The 21711-nt window shown below is 56.0% G+C and carries 15 protein-coding genes; all 15 read right to left on the bottom strand.

Annotation, left to right across the window (positions count from 1 at the left end):
* Positions 1–7: 7 nt before the first annotated feature.
* On the bottom strand, positions 8–481 hold the full coding sequence (locus tag AC6I8C_RS07885) for a hypothetical protein (protein WP_497822103.1): 474 nt from the start codon (positions 479–481) through the stop codon (positions 8–10).
* A complete protein-coding gene (locus AC6I8C_RS07880; RefSeq protein WP_497822102.1) occupies positions 478–4866 on the bottom strand; it encodes an RHS repeat-associated core domain-containing protein in 4389 nt (1462 codons plus the stop codon). The genes AC6I8C_RS07885 and AC6I8C_RS07880 overlap by 4 nt, the downstream gene beginning before the upstream one ends.
* A gap of 3 nt (positions 4867–4869) precedes the next feature.
* Positions 4870–5310 (bottom strand): DcrB-related protein, encoded by a 441-nt coding sequence (locus AC6I8C_RS07875; protein WP_497822101.1) that lies wholly within the window; start codon positions 5308–5310, stop codon positions 4870–4872.
* A gap of 58 nt (positions 5311–5368) precedes the next feature.
* A complete protein-coding gene (locus AC6I8C_RS07870) occupies positions 5369–5731 on the bottom strand; it encodes a hypothetical protein (RefSeq protein WP_497822100.1) in 363 nt (120 codons plus the stop codon).
* Between the two features lie 77 nt (positions 5732–5808).
* A complete protein-coding gene (locus AC6I8C_RS07865) occupies positions 5809–6243 on the bottom strand; it encodes a hypothetical protein (protein WP_497822099.1) in 435 nt (144 codons plus the stop codon).
* A 257-nt stretch (positions 6244–6500) separates the two neighbouring features.
* Positions 6501–7061, bottom strand: a complete 561-nt coding sequence (locus tag AC6I8C_RS07860) for a hypothetical protein (protein WP_497822098.1) — start codon at positions 7059–7061, stop codon at positions 6501–6503.
* 13 nt (positions 7062–7074) lie between these two features.
* The gene (tssI, locus tag AC6I8C_RS07855; protein ID WP_497822097.1) at positions 7075–9792 is read right to left on the bottom strand and encodes a type VI secretion system tip protein TssI/VgrG; all 2718 of its coding nucleotides are present in this window, start codon (positions 9790–9792) and stop codon (positions 7075–7077) included.
* Between the two features lie 192 nt (positions 9793–9984).
* Positions 9985–11049, bottom strand: coding sequence for a hypothetical protein (locus AC6I8C_RS07850; protein ID WP_497822096.1), 1065 nt, complete (start codon positions 11047–11049; stop codon positions 9985–9987).
* Positions 11050–11069: 20 nt separating this feature from the next.
* On the bottom strand, positions 11070–11507 hold the full coding sequence (locus AC6I8C_RS07845; RefSeq protein ID WP_033757379.1) for a hypothetical protein: 438 nt from the start codon (positions 11505–11507) through the stop codon (positions 11070–11072).
* A gap of 23 nt (positions 11508–11530) precedes the next feature.
* Positions 11531–12589, bottom strand: a complete 1059-nt coding sequence (locus AC6I8C_RS07840) for a PAAR domain-containing protein (RefSeq protein WP_497822095.1) — start codon at positions 12587–12589, stop codon at positions 11531–11533.
* 24 nt (positions 12590–12613) lie between these two features.
* Positions 12614–14584 carry a type VI secretion system Vgr family protein gene (locus AC6I8C_RS07835; protein WP_497822094.1) on the bottom strand — a complete coding sequence of 657 codons (1971 nt, stop codon included), beginning with the start codon at positions 14582–14584 and terminating at the stop codon, positions 12614–12616.
* Between the two features lie 16 nt (positions 14585–14600).
* Positions 14601–16106, bottom strand: coding sequence for a serine/threonine protein kinase (locus tag AC6I8C_RS07830; RefSeq protein ID WP_497822093.1), 1506 nt, complete (start codon positions 16104–16106; stop codon positions 14601–14603).
* Positions 16107–16133: 27 nt separating this feature from the next.
* Positions 16134–18740: a type VI secretion system ATPase TssH gene (tssH, locus tag AC6I8C_RS07825; RefSeq protein ID WP_497822092.1), complete on the bottom strand. Its 2607-nt coding sequence runs from the start codon at positions 18738–18740 to the stop codon at positions 16134–16136.
* Positions 18741–18794: 54 nt separating this feature from the next.
* Positions 18795–19841, bottom strand: a complete 1047-nt coding sequence (gene tssG / locus AC6I8C_RS07820; RefSeq protein ID WP_497822091.1) for a type VI secretion system baseplate subunit TssG — start codon at positions 19839–19841, stop codon at positions 18795–18797.
* On the bottom strand, positions 19838–21709 hold the full coding sequence (gene tssF / locus AC6I8C_RS07815) for a type VI secretion system baseplate subunit TssF (RefSeq protein WP_497822090.1): 1872 nt from the start codon (positions 21707–21709) through the stop codon (positions 19838–19840). Before tssF ends, tssG begins: the two co-directional genes overlap by 4 nt.
* Positions 21710–21711 lie beyond the last annotated feature (2 nt).

Raw genomic sequence — 21711 nt, 5'->3', positions numbered from 1 at the left:
TTTAAATTCAGTCCCACTCAATATATATACCACAATTAAATGATCTCTCTTCCGACTGTACTGTTATCTCCCCCCATTCAAAACTCCAAACATGGCCATAAGGAGGGTCTTTTAATTCACCCTTATAATTATTGGGATATATATTTAGCATCCATTCAAACATTCTTTTTTCTTCTTCTTTCAAAGCCTTCACATTGGCTCTTTTTTCCCAATTAGATAGACTTTTATAAAAATCACCTGTTTTGCTGGTGAGGAAAACAAGCGCCTTAAAAGAAAAAACAGCTGGATTGAATTCCACAGTAAATGGTTCATCGTGCCAACTGACGTCTTTTGAAAAAAAACGATATTTTCCAATTGGTGTCAGATCATCAACTGAATTAAAAAAAAAGGACTTAGTAAAAGCTTCATAAGAGGAAAGATCTATTTCACTCCCATCAATGTGTAAAGCTCCATTTGACTCGTCTAAATTCAATATTTTCATATGTCAATTACTTTTCCAGGTTTCAGTTTAAGCCGAGCGTCTTCCGGTATATAGAACTGCAGCCCTCCCCCTTCTCCATGTTTGGGATTAGCTTCAGCACGCCCTCTGGCCACAAATATGTCCTCTGTGACGTAATAAGCTCTCACCTTTGAACGCATTGGATATGCTGGGTTCAACTCAACTTGCAAAGCTTCATGATAGCCAAGTGGATCACCTTTATGTTGTCTGACTGTAGGATGACTTACAGTATATGCAGGTAACTGATCTCCATTAGGGTGAAGAGCATAAAGTATCGTCCCTTTTTTTATAACTGTATTCTCATAAACATCAATGCCTGGATAAGACTTATTCCCTGGTCCCTGCCACTTCGTTGCTTCTTTCGCAGGGTTTTTACACTTCATCAGCCCCCACGGATCCACCCACCCCAGCGCATTCGGCGCATACTGGTAAAGATTGATCCCACCCGCCAGCCCTATCGGGTCCTGCTGGGTAAACCGTCCGCTGTCCGGGTCATAATATCGAAACAGATTGTAGTGCAGTCCGGTTTCCCGGTCCAGGTACTGGCCCTGCATACGCAGGTTCTGCTGAATGACTGGCATCCGCTGGCTGGACTCGCGCAGCAGTTTGCCCCACGGGCTGTTGATCCCTTCCCAGGCTTTTTGCCCTTCAGCGTCAGTCAGCAGTTCCGGCATTCCGTTGGCCGCATTATGGAACCAGTAAATCTCCGGACTTTCCACGCCATCAATACGCGCCAGCGGTTCATAGCTCTGGCTGTCGCTGTAAACGTAGGTCAGCGGAGTGCCGTCGTGGATCTCCTGCAGCAGACGGTAACCTTCCCAGACAAAGCGCGTCGTTACGGCGTTCCCCGACGGCCTGCCCTGTAACAGCTGCTGGCTGGTTTTACTGATACGGCGTCCCAGCGGATCGTAACGGAAACTCACCTTAGTGCGCGGCTTGTTACGGTCCCGCGGCTCGCTGATGACGTCCATCAGGCGATGCTCACCATCGTAACGGTAGCGCCAGCGGGTATGCCCGTCATCTTTCTCGGTAGTGCGGCCATGAATATCGTACTGCCAGCGGATACCGTTCAGTTCAGTGACACGGTTGTGCAGGACATGGGCGTTACTATGGCGATCCAGCGGGTTGCCTGCGCCATCCCAGCGCCACTGTTCATTACCCGGCTGCGCACCGTCCTGAGACAACAGCCGGCCGGCGTTATCGTAGTTCCATAATGTCTGGCTGAACGGATTATCGTCACGCTCTTCACGAATCAGGTTGTTGCCGTAATCGAAGTCGCGCCGACGGGACCAGACGCGCGGTGCAGGACGCTGCGAGTCGCCTTTGAACACGTCACGGCGGCGCAGTCTGCCTAACCGGTCATATTCACTGCGCATGGTCAGGCTGCCCTGCGTCCGGCTCAGTTCCCGGTGCAGCGTGTCACGGGTAAAATCCGTGACCGGCAGGTTATCTAACGCGATGCTCAGCAGATGGCCGCTACCGTAATAAAGCTGCTTCAGGTTGCGACCATCGGGCAGGGTTAAGGCAGTACAGTTACCCAGCGCGTCATACTCCCACGCCAGTTCGCCCTGCTCCCCCTGTTCAGCAACAATGCGGCCCAGCGCATCATACTTAAAGGTAATCTCCTGCTCGGCCTGCTGGCTCCACTCGGTGTCAGACAGCGGCAGATGCTGCGACACTTTACCCAGCTGGCCGCCACCGCTGTAGTGATAGCGCGTCTGGCCTTCCGGCGTGGTCCGCGCCAGTAATTGCCCCGCACGGCTCCAGTGGTAACGATGGGTAATGGACTGAGGATGTCCGGCGGCAAAGGTACGTGATACCGTGCGGCCCGCCGCGTCATAGTCGTATCGTGTGGCAACGCCATCCAGCCCAACCTGAGCCAGTAACAGAGAATCTGCGCCCCACTCGAATTGATACTGCTCACCGTTCTCGTTTTGCAGCGCCGTCAACCGGCCACGGCTGTCCCAGCTTCGCTGAACCGTCTCACCCTGCGCATTGCGGTTGGCGATCAATCGCCCGACATTGTCGTAACGGAATTCACTGCGCTTGCCATCAGCCGACTCATAGGCCAGCGGCAGTCCGTTTTCACTCCAGTGCAACCGCTCTTCCCATCCCTCTGCACGTTCCAGCTGAAGAGGACGTCCTGCGGCATCATAGTGATAACGGGTTTCTTCACCATCCGGCGCGGTGACAGAGCTGAGCCAGCCCAGAGGATGATAACGGTAGCGCGTGGTCAGCCCTGAACAGTCGGTTTCACGGATAACCTGTCCGGCATCATTAAACTCACGGCGGTAGCTGTTACCTGCTGCGTCGATCTCCTCGACAACCAGCCCGGACTCATCCCGCTTATAGATCGTGCTTTGCCCGAGCGCATCAACCACGCGCTCAAGGCCATGATGAGGATCGTAATAGTATTTCGTTGTGGAACCATCAGCTCCGGCAACCACCGTGGGCAGCGAACGGTGTGACAACCATTGCACCGCCTGCACACCGCCGTCAGCATCTTTCTCTTCAACGCGATTACCCAGCTCGTCATAGGCGAAGCTCACCGCATTGCCCAGCGGATCGATGCGACGCGTCAGGAGTTCGTTTTCATCCCACTCATAGCGCCACTTCTCACCCCGCTCATCAATAAAACAGGTGATGAGGCCCGCGGCATTCCAGTGGTGTTCGCGCTGCTGACCGTCATAGGTTGAAACGCGCGTGATGCCCGCCTCAAGATCGTAATGCATATGGCAGCCGTCACCGGTATTGGTCCGGTTCTCAACCACGCGCCAGTGATCCAGCTTCTGCCAGCGATATTCGCTTTCCAGCCCGCCGGGCAGCTGATGCCAGACCATCAACCCGTCGTCGTTGTAACGGAAGCGCCGGGAGACAACGCCTGCGGCATCGGTGACGCTGGCAAGCTGGCCCTGTTGATTGTAGGTCCAGCGCGTCAAGGGCCAGTCCTGATCGCCATCAAAATGGCTGGCTGACGTCGGGCGCCGTGCGTGCTGTTTGTCGTCGTAGTGCAGCGTGACATCAATCGCCAGCGGCGCGTCATGGATACGCACCAGACGAGCCTGTTCATCCCAGCCCATCTCCAGCGCATTACCGTACTCGTCGCTGAGTGAAGCCAGCCGCAGCACCTGCGGATCGGCAGCCGTGCGCCGGTAAAGACGCCATACCGCACCGTCGTCATCGGCAATGGCGATATCGCCTGACTCGTTGCGCCGCACCATCAGCCCTTCGCTGATGCTGTAGAGCACCTCTTTTTCACCGGGAACGTCAAAGCTCAGTTCACGCCCGTTGTCATCAAACCAGGTCGCCCGGTTCCCTTCCAGCGTGAGATAGCTGTCAAACACCGTGGCCCAGCCCTGACCAAACAAACCGGCGCGCTGAGTCAGGCTGTTATAGCTGCGCTGAAAACTAAGCGGGAAACGTCCTGGAAGGGAGAAATCGCGCTCGGCGTCATCATTAAGGACCTTAACGCCGGTCGCTGCATGAACCGGGAACAGCGACGAGAAGGCCGCGTTGATCGACATATCTGCCAGCATCCCGCCGCCCGCCATTGCCAGCGCGCAGGGCATGTTTTTGAGGATCTCACAGGGACGACCACGAAGGAGAGAAAGGCCGATCATCATCACGGCCAGACCCGGGACCTTGCCGCTTTTGATCTCTCTGACCGTGACGGTTTCACCACCAATGATGACATTGGGGGAAACATCGTCACTCACGGTGGCATCACAGGTGGTTTTATCCTTTGCGCGCACCGCAGGCTGGCCATTGATAAAGACGCTTTTCGATCCCTGAGCCAGATATTGCGGGGCACTGTGTTTTTCACAGGCCACTTTGTCCTGCTCCAGCGGAGAGGTGCCCGCATCGGCAGAGGCGACCGTGGGCTGCCACATTGCACTGCCAAACTGGCCGACCGCAGACAGCAGCATGCCGCCATAGTCCGCAAAACTCTGCGGCGATTGCGGTTCGGGCGGTGGTGTCTCGCCGGGCGTGAGCATCCCGGCCGCGCGTGCAGCTAAAAGACCATTAACACAGACATTCTCTGACCCACTGGATATCACACCGGCTGGTGACGGCGGGAATATCATGTTACCCAGACCATCGGCTGCTTTGCTGATCTCCTGTGACAGACCCACGGCATTGGCCAGTACACCACCCAGAATACCGCTGAGCAGACAACTGTTACCCACGGCGGCTACACTGGCCGCTGCTACCCCTGTACCCAACAGGGGCGCTGCCGAGACGATAGCGGCACCTACTGCGGCACCAATAACGGCATAGGCCGCACCTTCAGCCACAATGCTCGTGATATCAGCGAAAATGCTGGAGTGAATGATCTCGTCGCCCACGCGGGCCGCATGGTTATCCATAGGTTATGCTTTCCGTGGAGTGTTCAGACTCAGGCTTTGTTTAAAAGCACTCCAGCGCTGTCCGTCTTCTTCATTGAATGGGCGCATCGCGGAGAGCGTAAAAATCATAAATATGTTCGAATCAGGCACCAGTGTAGCCAGCTGTTTCTGCCACACCTCTTGCCCGTTACGGTCAAACAGGGTTTCAACTTCAATTGCGTGCAGGGTGTTATCCACACCAGCCATCACGCGCGCAAATTCACTCTGCTGGATATGACCCATCTGACTCCGCAACGTGTCCCACTGACGCTGGAATTCCTTTTCGGCATCACTGCCCTCAGAAATAACACCACGGCTCACAACCCATGCCAGCCCACTGGCTTCGTCGCGGAGAATATTCATGGTGGTGTCCTGCCAGGCAGCAGGAAAAAGCGCAAAGGCGCCCTCATTGAATTGGTAATTCATAATAGATATCCATATGGGGGAAGTGAAAATGGGGTGATACTAAGAGCAGAAGGACTAACTATTTATTCGCATTATGATCGGGTGCGATACCTGCGTGTGTTTCAACTAATCTGAATTTTTCGACCCAGCCATTGGCCTGATTTCCGTCATTAGCCACATACATTACGCTGTAATATTTTCCATATTCTACGTAAGCATATAATTTATCGCCAGGCACCACAAAAACGTCTTTCTCTACACACTGGCCATCAGGTGCAGAATAAAATTGCAGCCGTCCTGACCCGGCAACCCTGTAGACATTATCTGTATTATCGAAACGAACACCTTTTGCGTTGGCGTTACTCGCTGTCTTTTGACAAAAATCATTGGCAGATGTCATTAATGGAAATAAAACTACAGAAATGCATAAAATCCTAATCATTTTAACCTGCTATGAACTTTGACGAAGATATCAATACCACGCGATTAACGATTAAAGTCTATATGCTGAATAGCAGACTATTTATTATCAAATCGCTTAGACCAGAGTGCAATATCTTCCTGAATTTTATTACCTTCAGGAGCGTTAGTGATATAATGAATTTTGTTGTCTTTAGGCAACTTCCATGCAGCATAGACTCTGCCATCAGGTTGTATAACGAATACGGATGCTTGCACTAGATAGAGATCGTCTAACCAGCCCTCAACGAATATACCGCCACCCTCTGTTTTATGGGGCTCGCCAAAAACATCAAAGTTCTGGCTGAAATTATTATACTCATTACCTAAAACAGATTTTAAACTGGAGACAACCCCCTGGTCCTGAAAAATCTTTGAAACGTTGTCTAAGCTATTATACTGAGAAAAAGAAACCTTTTCTCCTGAAGCTGTCGCGACGCCTGCCGGGTAAACTATAAATATCACCAAGAGCATCATGTTAATAAATAACTTCATAGCTTTACCTGATAAATTAATTAGCACTCTCTTATCACATTAACCGATCTATTCTTTTAAATAATCATTCAACTCGCCAGATGACATGCTGTTGTATACATCCAACCTGGTCTTGAGGGAGTGTGGCATTTATTTTACTGACTCACACTTCTCCGGAGCAGGAAATTAAACCTGATGGCGTATTTTCATTCTCTACATCAGGGATTAATATTGAAAAATTAATAAAATCCTGCGTGACGTTTCACGCAGGATTTTTTTCAATCATCCGTATTAATCGTCATCATAATATGACTGATTTTTTTATGCTCTAGCTGAAATGAGATGCGTTTGTTATCAGCGTCATAATATAACCAGTGTTGATTATCACTGTCATCCACTTTGCCCTGACCATATTTACTGACCAGCACATCCTGGCTATCGCCAGGTCCTACGCTTCTTGCTGTTTTGATCGCAGGCGTGTTGATGGTGATCTGTGCAATAAGGTAACTGTCGATATCACGCTGCTCTTTTTGCCAGAACAGGTTCGCAGTGTAGATTTCAAAACCATCATATTTGTGCTGGTAATACTTATAGCTGATGTCACCGGCAGGCACATCGCCAACAAAGTTTTCACTAATCTGCGCGCCCGCCTGCTTCTGAGTTTCATCGCTCCATTTATCACCTAATGTAAAAGGATGATTATTGATCTTCACGCTAAAGTCAGCGGCTGTTAAGGCTGCAGGGGCTGTAAGGCTTGCCGCCGCAGTAGCCAGATTTACCTGAACGGCAGGGAACAGTAGCGCAAACAACAACACTGCCTTTCTCATAGAAAAAATCATTTTTATCAGTCCCTTATTTAAACTCAGGTATGTCATAAGAAAGATTCGCATTCGGAAAACTATCGAACATTTTCTTCATGCTGGTTGTCTGAGCAGAAGCCCAGTTAACATCTGTCGCATACTGATGTGTACCCGGTGAGGCCGGATTCCAGCGCATTTTATACAAAGTATTCTGACCAGGGCCAACAAACTTATCAGATATCCACTTAGCCCCACCATCAATGGCCTTAGCGGGTGTTGTCCAGCCCTGTTTATAAGCGTAGTTAGCGCCAGTTTTCACCGCATTGCCATCCAACGCGCCTATGCCGTACATATTATAAACTTTGGTTCCATTGACCATGACGCCTTTGGCTAACTCGCTGGTGCCATTTCCCGTCTCCAGCGCGGAATGGGCGGCCAGATAAGCTTCATTGACGTTATACTTTTTAGCCGCATCCAGATAAGTCTGTTCCTGACCGGAGAGTGTGCCCTTATCCTTAAGGAAAGTGCTCATATCCTCTTTGCTGATCCCGGATGAGGAGGAAAGATCTACAAACTGATATTTGTCTTTGCCTTCCATGTGGTTGGCAGGATCGACATATTTTTTGATATCGTCCTCGGTAGCATCTACGAAACCTTTCTTAGTTTTATCCCATTTCACTGGCGTGGCTTTAAGGCCTTTTTGTTTTTTGACCATCTCATCTACCGAGTAGTCATATGTGCTCTTCTTATCGCCAGAGGCAGAATTGGCTAACGGCCCAGTCGCACCTTTCGCCGGGGCCGCCGCAGCCTTTGGTGTAGCGGGTGCAGCCTGTCCTTTCTGCTTCGGCGGGAACAGGTTATCTACGGCCTGACTGATGTTCTGTTTATGACTGGATCCCGGAGCACTCGTGCCCGGTTTCGCACCATCCGTGTTCAGGTTCAGTTTGCCGCCAGAGGTGGTGATATGACCATCGCCCTGCACGAAAATATTGAACCCCTTGCCGACGATATTAATCTGACCATTCGCATTGAGTTCGATAGCACTCTCTCCGCATTCAAAACGAAGCTTAGTGCCCGACCCCACGACGTAAGTATCAACCACCGCATCGAGTTTGCCCTTACCGGTCAGCCGCTCTTCGCCCCCTTTCACTCCGTGGACGCGGTTAGTTTCGACACGGTAGAGCTCATTGCCGCCCGCGTAATGGCTGTGATTGTTGGCAACTGAATGGCTGGCGTCATTTTTAACATGCGTATCCATGTTCTTCTGCGCCTGAATCCACAGGTGTTCCTCACCCGCCTTATCCTCAAACCTCAGCGCGTTCGCGGTGTCCGCAGTCCCATCCTTCGACCGGCTCAGAAAGCCCATCTGCGTTGCTGCCGCCGGTAGCGCCCACGGCGGCATGCTCGCCTCGTTATACACGCGGCCGATGATCAGCGGACGATCCGGGTCGCCGTTAATAAAGTCCACCACCACTTCGTCATTAACCCGCGGGATCTGCACCCCGCCGAACCCCTGACCGGCCCAGGCGCTGGAGACGCGCACCCAGCAGGAGCTGGTGTCGTCGCCCTTCGCCAGCCGGTCCCAGTGAAACTTCACCTTCACCCGACCGTAGCGGTCGGTCCAGATGGACTCGCCTTTGGGTCCCACCACCTTCGCGGTCTGCGGGCCGTGCGTTTTCGGCCACGGCGTCTCCGGCGGCGTGCGGTACGTCACCGACGACGGCAGCACTGAGAAGCTGATGTTGTGGCGGCTGTCGCCGGTGTCGCCGCTGGCGTAGGAGTTCTCGGCGAAGTCATAGGTCGCTGAGGTCACCAGGTACTCGCCGTTGTCGCTGAAGTGCGGCGCGTTGATGATGGAGAAGGTAAAGCCCGGCGCGATGCCGGTGGCCGTGCCCGACCCGCTGACGCTGTGGTGCTCGGCCTGCCATACTTCCTGACGGATGCGCGCGTAGGACTCGCCGTGGCTGTGGTCGACAAAATGGCCCGGCCAGTCGTAAACGTCCACCGAGCCCGGCACCGGCGACGCCGGGTTCTGCCGCGCCTGCAGCATCCAGGCATTCGGCTTGCGGAAGTCGTAGTCGTCGGTGCTGTAGATGCCCGGCGTCACGCTCTCCGCCAGCGACCACTGGCTGATGCCCTCCTCAGTGACCACGCCGCCCGACGGGGTGACGTGATAGGCGATGGTCTCATAGCCCGGAAACGCCTGATGCTGGTCCGGCGAGTCGCACAGCACCAGCGTATGTTTGTCCGCCTCGTGGCGGAAGAAGTAGTAAATCCCCTCCAGCTCCATCAGGCGGCTGATAAAGTCCAGGCTGCTCTCCTGATACTGCACGCAGTACTCCCACACCCGGTAGTTGCCCGACAGGCGCGTCTCGACGTTGACCGCATACTCCTTCAGCAGCGTCTGCACAATCTGCGGCACCGTCTGGCTCTGGAAGATGCGCAGGTTGCGGTCGCGCCGCATCGGCCACAGGTCCGGCTCGACCGTCAGCTGGTAGACCGCGTAGCGCGTGCCGCTCAGCTCCTGGCTGCGCACCGCCACCCGGGTGATTTTCCCGTTGAGGTAGCGCGGACTCAGCGCGCTCATCAGGCCATCGGTCGGCAGCGAAAAGGTGACCGGCTTGCCCAGCAGGGCGTGGCGGTCGATGCGCGCGTCGGTGGCCAGCAGTTCAGCGGTGAGCACAAACGGGCGGGACAGCGTCTCGGTGCCCGTGAGCGTGTGGAACAGCAGGCCGTCCGCCGGTAGAAGGACGGTGATACGATCAAACATAGTGATTTCCCGGACAGATGGTAATCGGTGAATTAACCCGTGTATTGCCCGAGATCAGGCAATACCAGAGGGTCAGACAAGCGTCTTTTATTGTTGCAGCGGATCACATGACGAGTTAAAAACAGGTGCCGTTATACTCATTGCTACGAGGCGGAATGCCAGCTAGAAGATGATTAACTGGCAGGATTACTATTATTTCACGTTGATATTCAGGGTCGCCAGAATAATTTCCAGGCAGCGTTTATTCGCTTCGAAGTGATAGCTTTTATCATTCCTGTGCTGCCCTACCAGTTCAACGTAGCACCACAAGCCTGAACAATTGAATATGTAACTCTGGTAAAAGGCGCGCATTTTCTCTTCGTCGCTGTAGAGTTCACCTGTACAGGTCGATAATGAACCCAGCGCAGCATTAATATCATTAGGAATGGGTTCCAGCTCGTTTGCCACCAGCGTGACCGAATGCTCATGCTCCCGGAAACGTAGCGTCGACTTTTCAAAAGCATCCTCTGCGGAATGGCATACGGTACCGGAATAAAAGTAAAAATTAATGACCCCGTAATTCACACCACCTATCGTGTGATCGACGATAAGTCTGTTCTCAGCAATAACGTTGGCATGCCATGAAACCGGTATTTTAAAAGCGTTTTCCCCATCCAGGTTAACTGAGGTCAGCAACTCCACCATGGCTAAGTTACTGCGATGCAGCAGATTCCAGTTAACCACTGTAAAATAGATGTCATTGGCAAGCGAAGGATAGTCGCGTGCCGCACAGGACGCTTTTAATAAGAGGTAGTTCCCACCGCCGCTGTCCCGGTTGTAATCTTTTTGAACAGTGTATCGTGAGATCACATCGTCACCGGAAGCGTGCGTTTTTAGGGTCAATACATCTGCAAAAACACCGTTTTCCGAGGCCTTACCGACAAGACGGCGGTGCAGGATTTTTTCGCCCATAATGGCAAGTTTTTTAAACAGCCAGTCAGACGCATTCATCTCCCACTGGCAGCGTTCATACGCGGCCCAAACTTCCAGATAGGGTGAGTCATCCGTAGTTAAGTAGCGTCCGATATTGGTTAAACCGACATCAGGGAAGGCAACAGGTTCAAGTTCCGCAGGTTTGAGGCTTTTAGGCAGCACAACCCAGTAATGCAGCATTTCTTCTTTGGCCGAAGTATAAAGGCATTTCCAGAAGCGTTGTTCGATTTCTTCTTTAGAGAAACCCGGCGTAAGGGGAAAAGTATAGTCCGTTTCAAAATTCATAGCCTGTTTCCCTTCTTAATTTAATTCGCTAGCCAGATGCCGTAATAAATCACTATAGAGCCAAGAGAAACCACGCATTTTGCAAAGATGAGCATGCCAGGCACTAACTTACTGGCAGCAGGTGAAATTCGGGCATAATTATCAGCATTATATTTTTTTTGAAAACCCACAATGCCACTAAATAAAGTGCAAATCATTATAATCATAAACTTTATGCCAAGAATAAATATGAAAGAAATGCCTATTTCTTCCATTAAATCTCCAGCAAGGTCATTGCTAAATCCGGGAATAGCTAACACTAAGCCTTTGAGCGCAAAAGCAAGTACTACAATACCAACCAGCACACCTACAAACTTCTTACCAAATCCTGCCCATTCTTTTTTATTATAAAAATCCTTTCCGTTCCAGACATAATAAACCGTTACAATCCAGAAAAATAAAAATGCTATAAATTTCATGTTAGAATCAACCCTATCTTTATTTAACCGCCAACTAAAACCGTTGCGCAACCGTTGATGATAGCACCATCTGCACCGCCATTGCTTCCAGATTTTTCTGTACTATCCCTTTCACCAAAAAACAGGTCGCGGAGGGGTTTTAATGCAATTTTTACATTAATTTCGCCTGTTATCCCCAGTATAAAAGCTAACCTACCTGAGAGCTTTACTGTAGCTGAGTAATCGGTTTCATCCGCATAGGCAGTTAAACCTCCTGCTGCACCTACTGCGCCTAAATGTACTCCGCCTTTAGCATCAGCTACCACAATACCGTACAAGCTTACTTTCCCTGTAACGCTCTCTTTCACTGCCGCTGCACCTGCGCCACCCTCAACGCTGAACCCATATCTTCCTTTATTGCCGGTATATACTTCTGCAACCGCTTTTGCATCAGCAGTGCCAAGCGTCACATCGCCGGTAGCGATGGCATACAATGTGTTCTCTGTTCCTATGGAGCCCGTCGCGCCATATTGCATACCCGCCGCTGCGGCTTTGCCATTAATGCCATAGATTCCGCTATCACCGGTATAAAGTGAGCCAGTTGCATTGGCATCCGCTATTTTATTCCGCAACTCACCTTTCAAAAGGGCGTCACTTTTCATATTCGCTAATGTGAGGTTTTCAAGCGAAAATCCTGCCGACACAGTGTCATAACTGCCATCATTGGTGCTGTCTTTCAGGCTGGCATACGCCCCTAAAATTCGCGCATCGTAGTGCTCGCCATGCAACATCCCATCATCACCAGCCTTCTTCGCCAGCGAGCCTCCCCAGTATTGAGGCGGTGCAGGTTTACATTTCGCGGGAGCCGACGCCCCACCTGCATGACACTGCGTCTTATCACCCTGACGGGCCAGCGCCATACCGTTAACGAATACGCTGCCGGAGCCACTGACGATAATACCGCCACCGTGTTGCTTACACGAAAATTCATCACCTTTTCGGGCGGCGGGAAATCCGCCAATGATAACGTCAGGACTGCCGCATTGAATGGGGCCATCATGAGCCGCTTTATCCACAGAAGCTCTGGCCGCAGGCATACCCATACTGATGTTCCTTCCAATAAGCGATTAACTGTTAATATTGACGACCGCGCCTTTGATGTCGGTGATGTTCGTGCCGGTAATGCTTACCTTGTCATTCGCCTTTAATTCAGCATTTTTACCGGTACCTAAAGTGGTCAACTCATTGCCTTTAAACAGTGCCTGCAACTCGCTCTCAGCATGGATACTTCCTGTTTTCACCTGGATTTGAATGGCGTCAGGGGTGATCAGGATGTAATTCTCTTTCACCTTTAATTTGATACTGGTATTGGCTTCAAGCAGCGCATTGCCCTCTTTATCCATGGTCAGCACCGTTTCGCCTTCGCCAACATTAATAACGTGCTGGATGCCCGTATTGCTCACCGCATGTTCACCCACGCTGGCCTGACGATTGCGCTTTATAGTGACCTTTTCGTCACGGCCTATGGTTTTCTGCCGATCAACACCGACATGGTGCGTCTCACAGCTTTCCACTTCCGTATCCATATTTTTTTCGGCGTGGATCCAAATCTGCTCATGTCCTGCTTTGTCTTCAAAACGCAACGCATTAGCAGTATCGCTGTTGCCATCCTTCGACCGGCTTAAAAACCCCATCTGCGTCGCTGCTGCCGGCAGCGCCCACGGCGGCATGCTCGCCTCGTTATACACGCGGCCGATGATCAGCGGACGGTCCGGATCGCCGTTGATGAAGTCCACCACCACTTCGTCGTTAACACGCGGGATCTGCACCCCGCCGAAGCCCTGACCCGCCCACGCGCTGGAGACGCGCACCCAGCACGAACTCGTGTCGTCGCCCTTCGCCAGCCGGTCCCAGTGAAACTTCACCTTCACCCGGCCGTAGCGGTCGGTCCAGATGGACTCGCCTTTCGGCCCGACCACCTTCGCGGTCTGCGGGCCGTGCGTTTTCGGCCACGGCGTCTCCGGCGGCGTGCGGTAGGTCACCGACGACGGCAGCACTGAGAAGCTGATGTTGTGGCGGCTGTCGCCGGTGTCGCCGCTGGCGTAGGAGTTTTCAGCAAAGTCATAGGTCGCCGAGGTCACCAGATACTCGCCGTTGTCGCTGAAGTGCGGCGCGTTGATAATCGAGAAGGTGAAGCCCGGCGCGATGCCGGTGGCCGTGCCCGACCCGCTGACGCGGTGGTGCTCGGCCTGCCACACCTCCTGACGGATGCGCGCATAGGACTCACCGTGGCTGTGGTCGACAAAATGGCCCGGCCAGTCGTAAACGTCCACCGAGCCCGGCACCGGCGACGCCGGGTTCTGGCGGGCCTGCAGCATCCACGCGTTTGGCTTGCGGAAGTCGTAGTCGTCGGTGCTGTAGATGCCCGGCGTTACGCTCTCCGCCAGCGACCACTGGCTGATGCCCTCCTCCGTGACGACACCTCCCGACGGGGTGACGTGATAGGCGATGGTCTCATAGCCCGGAAACGCCTGATGCTGGTCCGGCGCGTCGCACAGCACCAGCGTATGTTTGTCCGCCTCGTGGCGGAAGAAGTAGTAAATCCCCTCCAGCTCCATCAGGCGGCTGATAAAGTCCAGGCTGCTCTCCTGATACTGCACGCAGTACTCCCACACCCGGTAGTTGCCCGCCAGGCACGTCTCCACGTTGACCGCGTACTCCTTCAGCAGCGTCTGCACAATCTGCGGCACCGTCTGGCTCTGGAAGATGCGCAGGTTGCGGTCGCGCCGCATCGGCCACAGGTCCGGCTCCACCGTCAGCTGGTAGACCGCGTAGCGCGTGCCGCTCAGCTCCTGGCTGCGCACCGCCACCCGGGTGATTTTCCCGTTGAGGTAGCGCGGACTCAGCGCGCTCATCAGGCCATCGGTCGGCAGCGAAAAGGTGACCGGCTTGCCCAGCAGGGCGTGACGGTCGATGCGCGCGTCGGTGGCCAGCAGTTCGGCGGTGAGCACAAACGGACGGGACAGCGTCTCGTTGCCCGTGAGCGTGTGGAACAGCAGGCCGTCCGCCGGCAGCTGTGCAGTAATGCGTGAGAACATAAGTAATCCCTGACTATTAACTGTGTGGATCGAGCAACCAGACACCTTCTTCGCTGATGTTCAGCGTCTGATGGCGGGTGCCACTCTGGCCGCTGATGGCAAAGGTGTAGTTACCCGGTGCCAGCTGCAGTGTGGCGAAGCCATTCACCGCCGGGACCAGCGCCTGCGGCTGACCGTTGACCTGAACGCGTTCACCCTGCTGCAGACGGATATAGACCTGGGCGACTGGTGCGGGTGGCGGCGGTGCCGGTTGAGGATCGGGTTCACGTGCGGCGGTCTGCGCAGGCTCAGCAGTCTGAGCCGGCGCGCTGGCAACGGTATCTGGCGGGGTGTCAGGCTGCGTCGGTGGCGCAGCAACCGGCTGATTAACCGGCGCGACGGTGACGGCAGGCGCGCTGTTTTGCGCGGTCTCAGCCGACGTTGTCTGGTCATCACCACGCGACATCAGCAGACCGGCGCACAGGCCGACCAGCACGCTCGCGGCCACCAGACCCGGCAGTGCAAAGCGGTGTCCCAGCAGCGTTTTCAGCGGCGAGGCGGGCGGGATGACCTCTTCTTCTTCGATCGGCACCAGCATGGTGCCCGGCCCGCTCATTTTTGCGCTGAGCAGCGGTTCCGGTTCACGTTCCGGCAGCGCCATCAGCACCGCAAAATCATCAATGCTCTGCGGACGGTCTTCCGGTTTAAGCGCCAGCGCGCGGTCGACGGCGCTGAGCAGCGCGGTGGAGTAGCCCGCCAGACGACGCTGCACCAGCGGCTGATAGTTATCTTCGATGCTGCGCACCACGCTCACCGGCGGTGGCGCACCGGTAATCAGCGTATGCAGCACCGCGCCCAGCGCGTAGATATCGGTCCACGCGCCCTGCTCACTCTCGTCGTTGTCGCTGTACTGCTCAATCGGCGCATAGCCGGGACGCAGCATGGTCTCGCTCTCATCCGACAGGTTGCCGATGGTTTTACGCGCCGACCCGAAGTCCAGCAGAATCGGCTCGCCGCTGCTCTGGATCTGGATGTTATCCAGCGAGATATCGCGATGCAGATAACCCGCTTCATGGATGGTTTTAATCGCCCCCAGCAGCGGCGGCAGCATGCGACGGATCCAGGCCTCATTCACCGACTGCGGATTACGTTCGCGGAAGTTCGAGAGCGTGGTGCCGCTGTAGAACACCGTGCCCATATAGGCGGTGTCGTTCTGAACCCAGAAACGCAGCACGTGCAGCAGGTTCGGATGGTTAAAGCGCGCCAGCAGCCGCGCCTCCTGAATAAAGCTGTTCAGTCCGGCGTGAAAGGTTTTGCTGAAGCGCTCACTGCGCAGCACCAGATTGAGGTCATCGCTGCGCACCGCCAGCGAGGCAGGCATGAACTCTTTAATGGCGATATCACGCTCAAGCTGGTGATCCCAGGCGCGATAGACGATGCCAAAGCCGCCACCGCCGATGACCTCTTTGATTTCAAACTCATTGAAGCGGTAACCCAGCGGCAGGGCGTTGGGGACATTCAGGGGTTGATCATGTTCCGACATATTCGAAAACTCTCTGATGACTGGGCTTTAAACAGCGAACTGGCAGACAAATTCGCCCTGCTCACAACGCACCTCAACGCGGCGATAGCGTTCATCGCGGGCGTGGGCGCTCAGCAGTATCTGGCTCATCTGCGGCAACAGCGTGTTGGTGAGGATGGCGTCGACCATGCGACCACCCGACTCTACTTCTGTACAGCGCTGGACGATCTGGCTCACTACCGACTCGTCAATCTGCGCCTCAATGCCGTGGTTGTCGGCCAGACGACGCACAATGCGCGCCAGCTGCAGCCGCACAATCTCCGCCAGCATGTCATCGCTGAGCGGGTAATAGGGCACCACCAGCAGACGGCCCAGCAGCGCAGGCGGGAATACCTCCAGCAGCGGCTTACGCAGTGCGGTACTCAGGGCATCGGGATCCGGCATCAGTTCAGGATCGGCGCACATGGCGCTGATCAACTGCGTGCCGACGTTCGAGGTCAGAATGATGATGGTGTTGCGGAAATCGATGTGGCGGCCTTCGCCATCCTCCATCCAGCCTTTGTCGAACACCTGGAAGAACAGCTCATGCACATCCGGATGCGCTTTCTCAATCTCATCCAGCAGCACCACGCTATAGGGACGACGGCGAACGGCTTCGGTCAGCACGCCACCTTCGCCGTAGCCGACGTAGCCCGGCGGGGCACCTTTCAGCGTCGAGACGGTGTGCGCCTCCTGAAACTCGCTCATGTTAATGGTGATGATGTTCTGCTCGCCGCCATACAGCGACTCGGCCAGCGCCAGCGCGGTCTCGGTTTTCCCGACACCGGACGGCCCGCACAGCATAAAGACGCCTGCGGGCTTGTTGGGGTTGTCGAGGCGCGCGCGCGTGGTGCGAACCCGTTTCGCGATCAGCTCCAGACCGTGACGCTGACCGATGACGCGCTGGTTCAGGGTATCCGCCAGATTCAGGACGGCGTCGATCTCATTCTTCACCATCCGGCCCAGCGGAATACCGGTCCAGTCCGACACCACGGCCGCTACCACGCCCGCATCGACGGCGGCAAACAGTAGCGGCGTGTCGCCCTGCAGCGCAGTGAGTTGCTGCTGCGTTGCATCACGCTGTTCATGCAGCGCCGCATCCTCTTCGGTAACACAGCGGGCACGCAGCGCAATCAGGGTCTCGACCAGTTCGCGCTCCTGCAGCCAGCGCTGTTGCAGCGCATCGCGTTCAGCTTCCAGGGCAGTGCGCTCTGCAGCAATCGCCTGCTGGCGGGTGACGTCACCGAGGCCGACCTTAATTTCGCGTTCAATGATCTCCGCTTCAATCTCCAGCGCGGCCAGACGGTGCAGGCAATCTTCCAGCGCCGCAGGCTGTGCGCCCTGACTGACAGCCACGCGGGCGCAGGCGGTATCCAGCAGCGCCACGGCTTTGTCCGGCAACTGACGCGCCGGGATGTAGCGATGGGAGAGTTTCACCGCCGCACTGACCGCATCATCCAGCAGCAGCACCCGATGATGTTTCTCTAGTGCGCTGACGGTGCTACGCAGCATCAGAATCGCTTTGGCTTCATCCGGCTCCTGCACCTGCACGGTCTGGAAGCGACGGGTCAGCGCCGGGTCTTTCTCAATGTACTTTTTGTATTCGGCCCAGGTGGTCGCGCCGATGGTGCGCAGCTGGCCGCGCGCCAGCGCCGGTTTCAGCAGGTTGGCGGCATCGCCGGTGCCCTGCTGACCGCCTGCGCCGACCAGGGTGTGGATCTCATCCACAAACAACACAATCGGCGTCGGGCTGGACTGCACCTCATTGATCAGCGCCTGCAGTCGCGCCTCGAACTCTCCTTTCATCCCGGCACCGGCCTGCAGCAGGCCGATATCCAGCAGCCAGAGCTGCACATCGCGCAGCGGCGCAGGCACATCGCCCGCCGCGATACGCAGCGCGAGACCTTCGACCACCGCGGTTTTGCCGACACCTGCTTCGCCGGTCAGCAGCGGGTTGTTCTGACGACGACGCATCAGGATATCGACCATCTGGCGGATCTCATCGTCACGGCCGGTCACCGGATCGATGCGGCCTTCACGGGCGCGTGCGGTCAGATCCTGACCGTACTGCTCCAGCGTGCTGCCGCTGGCCGCAGGCGGTGCGCCCGCATCCGCCGGTGCGCTCAGCGCCTGCTGCGCTTCTTTGCTGTTGCTGAGCAGCGTGTCGAACTGCTCCAGCAGGGCATCGGCGTTGACGCGGCTGAACTGACCGGAGATGCCTTTCAGCACGCTGGCCAGGTTGAAGGTTTTCAGCATGCCGATCAGCAGATGGCCACCGCGAATGCGGGTCGCGCCATATTTCAGCGAGGCGTAAACCCACGCCCGCTCCACGGCGCTGTCGATATGCTCAGAGAGGTCAGAGACCGCACTGGCACCGCGCGGCAGACGATCCAGCGCAGCAACGATGTCCTGAGTCAGGGCCTTTTCATCCAGTGAAAAATGTGTGATGACCTGCTGTAAGTCGCCATCCTGCTGCTGCATCAGCTGATGCAGCCAGTGCACCAGCTCAACATAGGGATTGCCGCGCAGTTTGCAAAAGGCGGTGGCGCTTTCCAGCGAGGTAAATAACAGCGTATCCAGTTTGCCGAATAGCACGGCACGGCTGATTTCTGACATAGGGGGCTCTCTTCAATCAAAGACGCAGGCTGTGTAACAGGGAAAGCGGCTGGGCTAGCGCGAAGCTGCCTCAACCTCAAATATAAAATCTTCGCGATCCTGCGGCTGCGGCATCTGCCCCAGCCAGCTGGTGTAACCAAGCCGGGCAGCGCCGCCCAGCGCCACACCCTGCACCGCGTCTGCAGCCAGGATCAGGCTGAGATCCCACTGCATTTCGATGCCGAGGTAGTGACGTACCCAGTCGCGCACTTCCTGCGCGCCGGGGGCATCGGGCAGGAAATGTGCATACTGCGCGGCGCTGAGCGGCCCCAGATGCAGGCGGAAACGGTGCTGCACGTCGCGTACCGCCACGCCGAGAAAAGCAGAGGCACCCAGCCGGGGCATATGGCGTCCCGCGCCCAGCCGGGCCTGATCGCGGCTGTCCAGCGTCAGCCAGTGCGGCAGGTTCTGCGTCAGCCGCACCGGCACGCCAAAGTAGTGGCGCAGAATGCGGACAAGCCCTTCAGCATCATGACCGTGACGGCTGAGATGCCCCACCAGCATCAGCCGGGCATGGAGGCTCAGCGAGCTGGCCTGCTGCTGCGCCGGTAAACCGATGCCTCCCAGGCAGGCGAGATAGTTCAGGAAGCGGCTGTCGTCGGGGCGATCCAGTGACACGGTCGGCTGCGCATCCGCCCAGGCGCGATAGAACAGCAGCGTGGCGCGATGATGAAACAGGTCAGCAAATGCCGACAGGCTGTGATCCTGATGATGCACAATCCGTTCATGCACATATTCAGTCAGATGGGTCGGCAGCGGGCCGTTGGGACCAAACAGGCCAAAGCTGTAAATCGACAGCTCATGCCGTCCCGACTCTTCACGTGGCGTGGCACTGGCGACGGTGGCGGGCGCAAACGCCAGTGACGGCGTCTGACCAATGCGCACCGATTCGAACTTCGGCAGCGGCGCACGGCCCAGTGGATAACGCTGACCGCCCTGCGCATCCAGCCGCCGCAGCAGCTGGAACAGATCGTAGCGCCACGGCGCGGCCATCACTTTTTGCCAGAAATCATCCGGCAGTCGGGTCAGCCGCGGCAGCGTAATGACTTTTTCGCCAATCATATCAGCGCTTTCCGGCCCATGCGCGGTGGCCAGTAGCCTACTTCGCCGCGCTGCTGGCTGTTCAGGGTGAACTCCGTAAAGCTGTTGAGCGCCACAAGGCGGCCACAGACCCGCTCCAGCACGCTGCCGAACAGCCACGGGCTGGCACCCGAAAACGCCTGCTCATCCACTTCCAGCGTGATGCTGACGCCGCGCGCAAACACCACCGGACCCGGCTCCGGCACGCGGCGGTTGACCGCACTGAGCGTACAGTGGCGGATGCCGTCAATCTGGCGGGCAACTGGCGCTTCCGCCAGGTTGGCGTAGAGGCTCAGCAGCTGGCGAAGCGCCGCCGCGCCTTCTCCGTCGCTGCTGTCCATCAGGCTGAGGTAGTTCATCTGCAGATGGCTGATTAGTCGCCACGCAGAAAGGCCTTCCGCCAGCGCCGGACGCGGTGGCGTCGGCCCTTTGCACAGTTTCAACTCCGACACCGGAATCGAGTCCGGCATCACGAAGTTGCCCTGATCCTGCTGCAGCATCAGCGGCAGATCGCGGCTGGTGCACATCACCTCGGCGGAGAGATAGCGCACGTCGTCGCGCCACGGCGCGTGATGCTCATCCACCAGCGACAGAAAGACTTCGGAACCAATATAGCCGGTGCGCGTGCCGTAGCGCTGGGCCTGCTCTGACAGGGTGCGCTGTTCACGCCGCAGTGAGAAGTAAGCACCGTAATCACCCTGGTCACCGCTGAAGGTGCTCCAGAACGGACGGAAAACCTGCTCTTCCCGCTGGCCTTCCACGGTGGCGAACAGCCGCTGCACCGAATGCACCTCATAATCCAGTGGCCGGATGTTATCCACCACCAGATGATATTCATGCTGGCTGTCGCTGACCTTCAGGCGCTCGGCGGTTTTCGGGAACAGATTGATGACCGGCGTGCAGTGCAGCGCCAGATGGCTGTGATCGACCACGCTTTCCAGCGCGCTGTCCGCTTTATCGAGCAGAATGATGATGTCGAATGCGGTGGCGTTGTCACAGCGACGCAGGAACGGGCCGAGCTGACTCAGGCTGATAAACTGGAAGCGCGCCGGAAATGCAAAATACTCCTGCAACAGACGATAACCGTCGAAGTTGCGCAGATCGTCCGGCAGCAGCGCCTGCTCCGGTGCAAAGCCCTCCTGCTGCAGGGCCTCATCCGTCAGCACCTGACGCTGTGGCCGCTGCTCTGCGGACTGCAGGACGATGCCGACCCGGTGCTGCATCAGCAGCTCCAGCAGCTTCAGCGCCTGGATATCGGACCCGCTCAGGAACAGCATCAGGTCATCCACACTGAGCTGACTCAATGAGGAGATCCCTTCGCAGCTGATGCGGATGCGCAGCGCACTGGCCGCGCCCAGGCCACCCAGTTTTAGTTCGCCAGAGGGCAGATCGCCGGGCACGCCGCCGAGAGTGACTTCGCTGATGCGCAGCGGATGCAGCACCACATCGTGTGCGGTGGTGTAGCTGCAGGTCACCCCGGTTTTTTTCAGGTTCTGGCTCTCCATCATGGTGCCGCGCGGCACGCGAAAGCCCTGGGTGATGTCACCCTTGCGGCTGTCCGGCGTCAGCTGCGCGATCGCCATTGATGGCGTTGGCGAGAGATAGGATGGCGCAATCATCTCCAGCAGGCGCTGCGAGAAGCGCGGAAACTCCGCATCCATCTTAAGCTGCACACGCGACGTCAGGAAGGCGAATCCCTCCATCAGCCGCTCGACATAGGGATCGGCCACGTCGATGCCATGCATGCCAAGACGTCCCGCCACTTTCGGGTAACGCGTCGCGAACTCTGCTCCCATCTCGCGCAGGTAAGCCAGTTCACGGTTGTAATAGTCGAGCAGATTGCTGTCCATGA

This window comes from Pantoea sp. X-Soil-YNGN-844 (assembly GCF_059730595.1).
The sequence above is the reverse complement of the archived record's forward strand: the minus strand, read 5'-3'. Positions and strand labels throughout refer to the sequence as shown.

What these genes read in the sequence shown, in the direction of transcription:
- AC6I8C_RS07845 (WP_033757379.1), bottom strand. Translation starts at nt 11,507, where the DNA reads ATGAAATTTATAGCATTTTTATTTTTCTGGATTGTAACGGTTTATTAT.
- AC6I8C_RS07860 (WP_497822098.1), bottom strand. Translation starts at nt 7,061, where the DNA reads ATGATTTTTTCTATGAGAAAGGCAGTGTTGTTGTTTGCGCTACTGTTC.
- tssI (WP_497822097.1), bottom strand. Translation starts at nt 9,792, where the DNA reads ATGTTTGATCGTATCACCGTCCTTCTACCGGCGGACGGCCTGCTGTTC.
- AC6I8C_RS07865 (WP_497822099.1), bottom strand. Translation starts at nt 6,243, where the DNA reads ATGAAGTTATTTATTAACATGATGCTCTTGGTGATATTTATAGTTTAC.
- AC6I8C_RS07830 (WP_497822093.1), bottom strand. Translation starts at nt 16,106, where the DNA reads ATGTCGGAACATGATCAACCCCTGAATGTCCCCAACGCCCTGCCGCTG.
- AC6I8C_RS07880 (WP_497822102.1), bottom strand. Translation starts at nt 4,866, where the DNA reads ATGGATAACCATGCGGCCCGCGTGGGCGACGAGATCATTCACTCCAGC.
- tssF (WP_497822090.1), bottom strand. Translation starts at nt 21,709, where the DNA reads ATGGACAGCAATCTGCTCGACTATTACAACCGTGAACTGGCTTACCTG.
- AC6I8C_RS07870 (WP_497822100.1), bottom strand. Translation starts at nt 5,731, where the DNA reads ATGATTAGGATTTTATGCATTTCTGTAGTTTTATTTCCATTAATGACA.
- AC6I8C_RS07875 (WP_497822101.1), bottom strand. Translation starts at nt 5,310, where the DNA reads ATGAATTACCAATTCAATGAGGGCGCCTTTGCGCTTTTTCCTGCTGCC.
- AC6I8C_RS07850 (WP_497822096.1), bottom strand. Translation starts at nt 11,049, where the DNA reads ATGAATTTTGAAACGGACTATACTTTTCCCCTTACGCCGGGTTTCTCT.
- tssH (WP_497822092.1), bottom strand. Translation starts at nt 18,740, where the DNA reads ATGTCAGAAATCAGCCGTGCCGTGCTATTCGGCAAACTGGATACGCTG.
- AC6I8C_RS07840 (WP_497822095.1), bottom strand. Translation starts at nt 12,589, where the DNA reads ATGGGTATGCCTGCGGCCAGAGCTTCTGTGGATAAAGCGGCTCATGAT.
- tssG (WP_497822091.1), bottom strand. Translation starts at nt 19,841, where the DNA reads ATGATTGGCGAAAAAGTCATTACGCTGCCGCGGCTGACCCGACTGCCG.
- AC6I8C_RS07885 (WP_497822103.1), bottom strand. Translation starts at nt 481, where the DNA reads ATGAAAATATTGAATTTAGACGAGTCAAATGGAGCTTTACACATTGAT.
- AC6I8C_RS07835 (WP_497822094.1), bottom strand. Translation starts at nt 14,584, where the DNA reads ATGTTCTCACGCATTACTGCACAGCTGCCGGCGGACGGCCTGCTGTTC.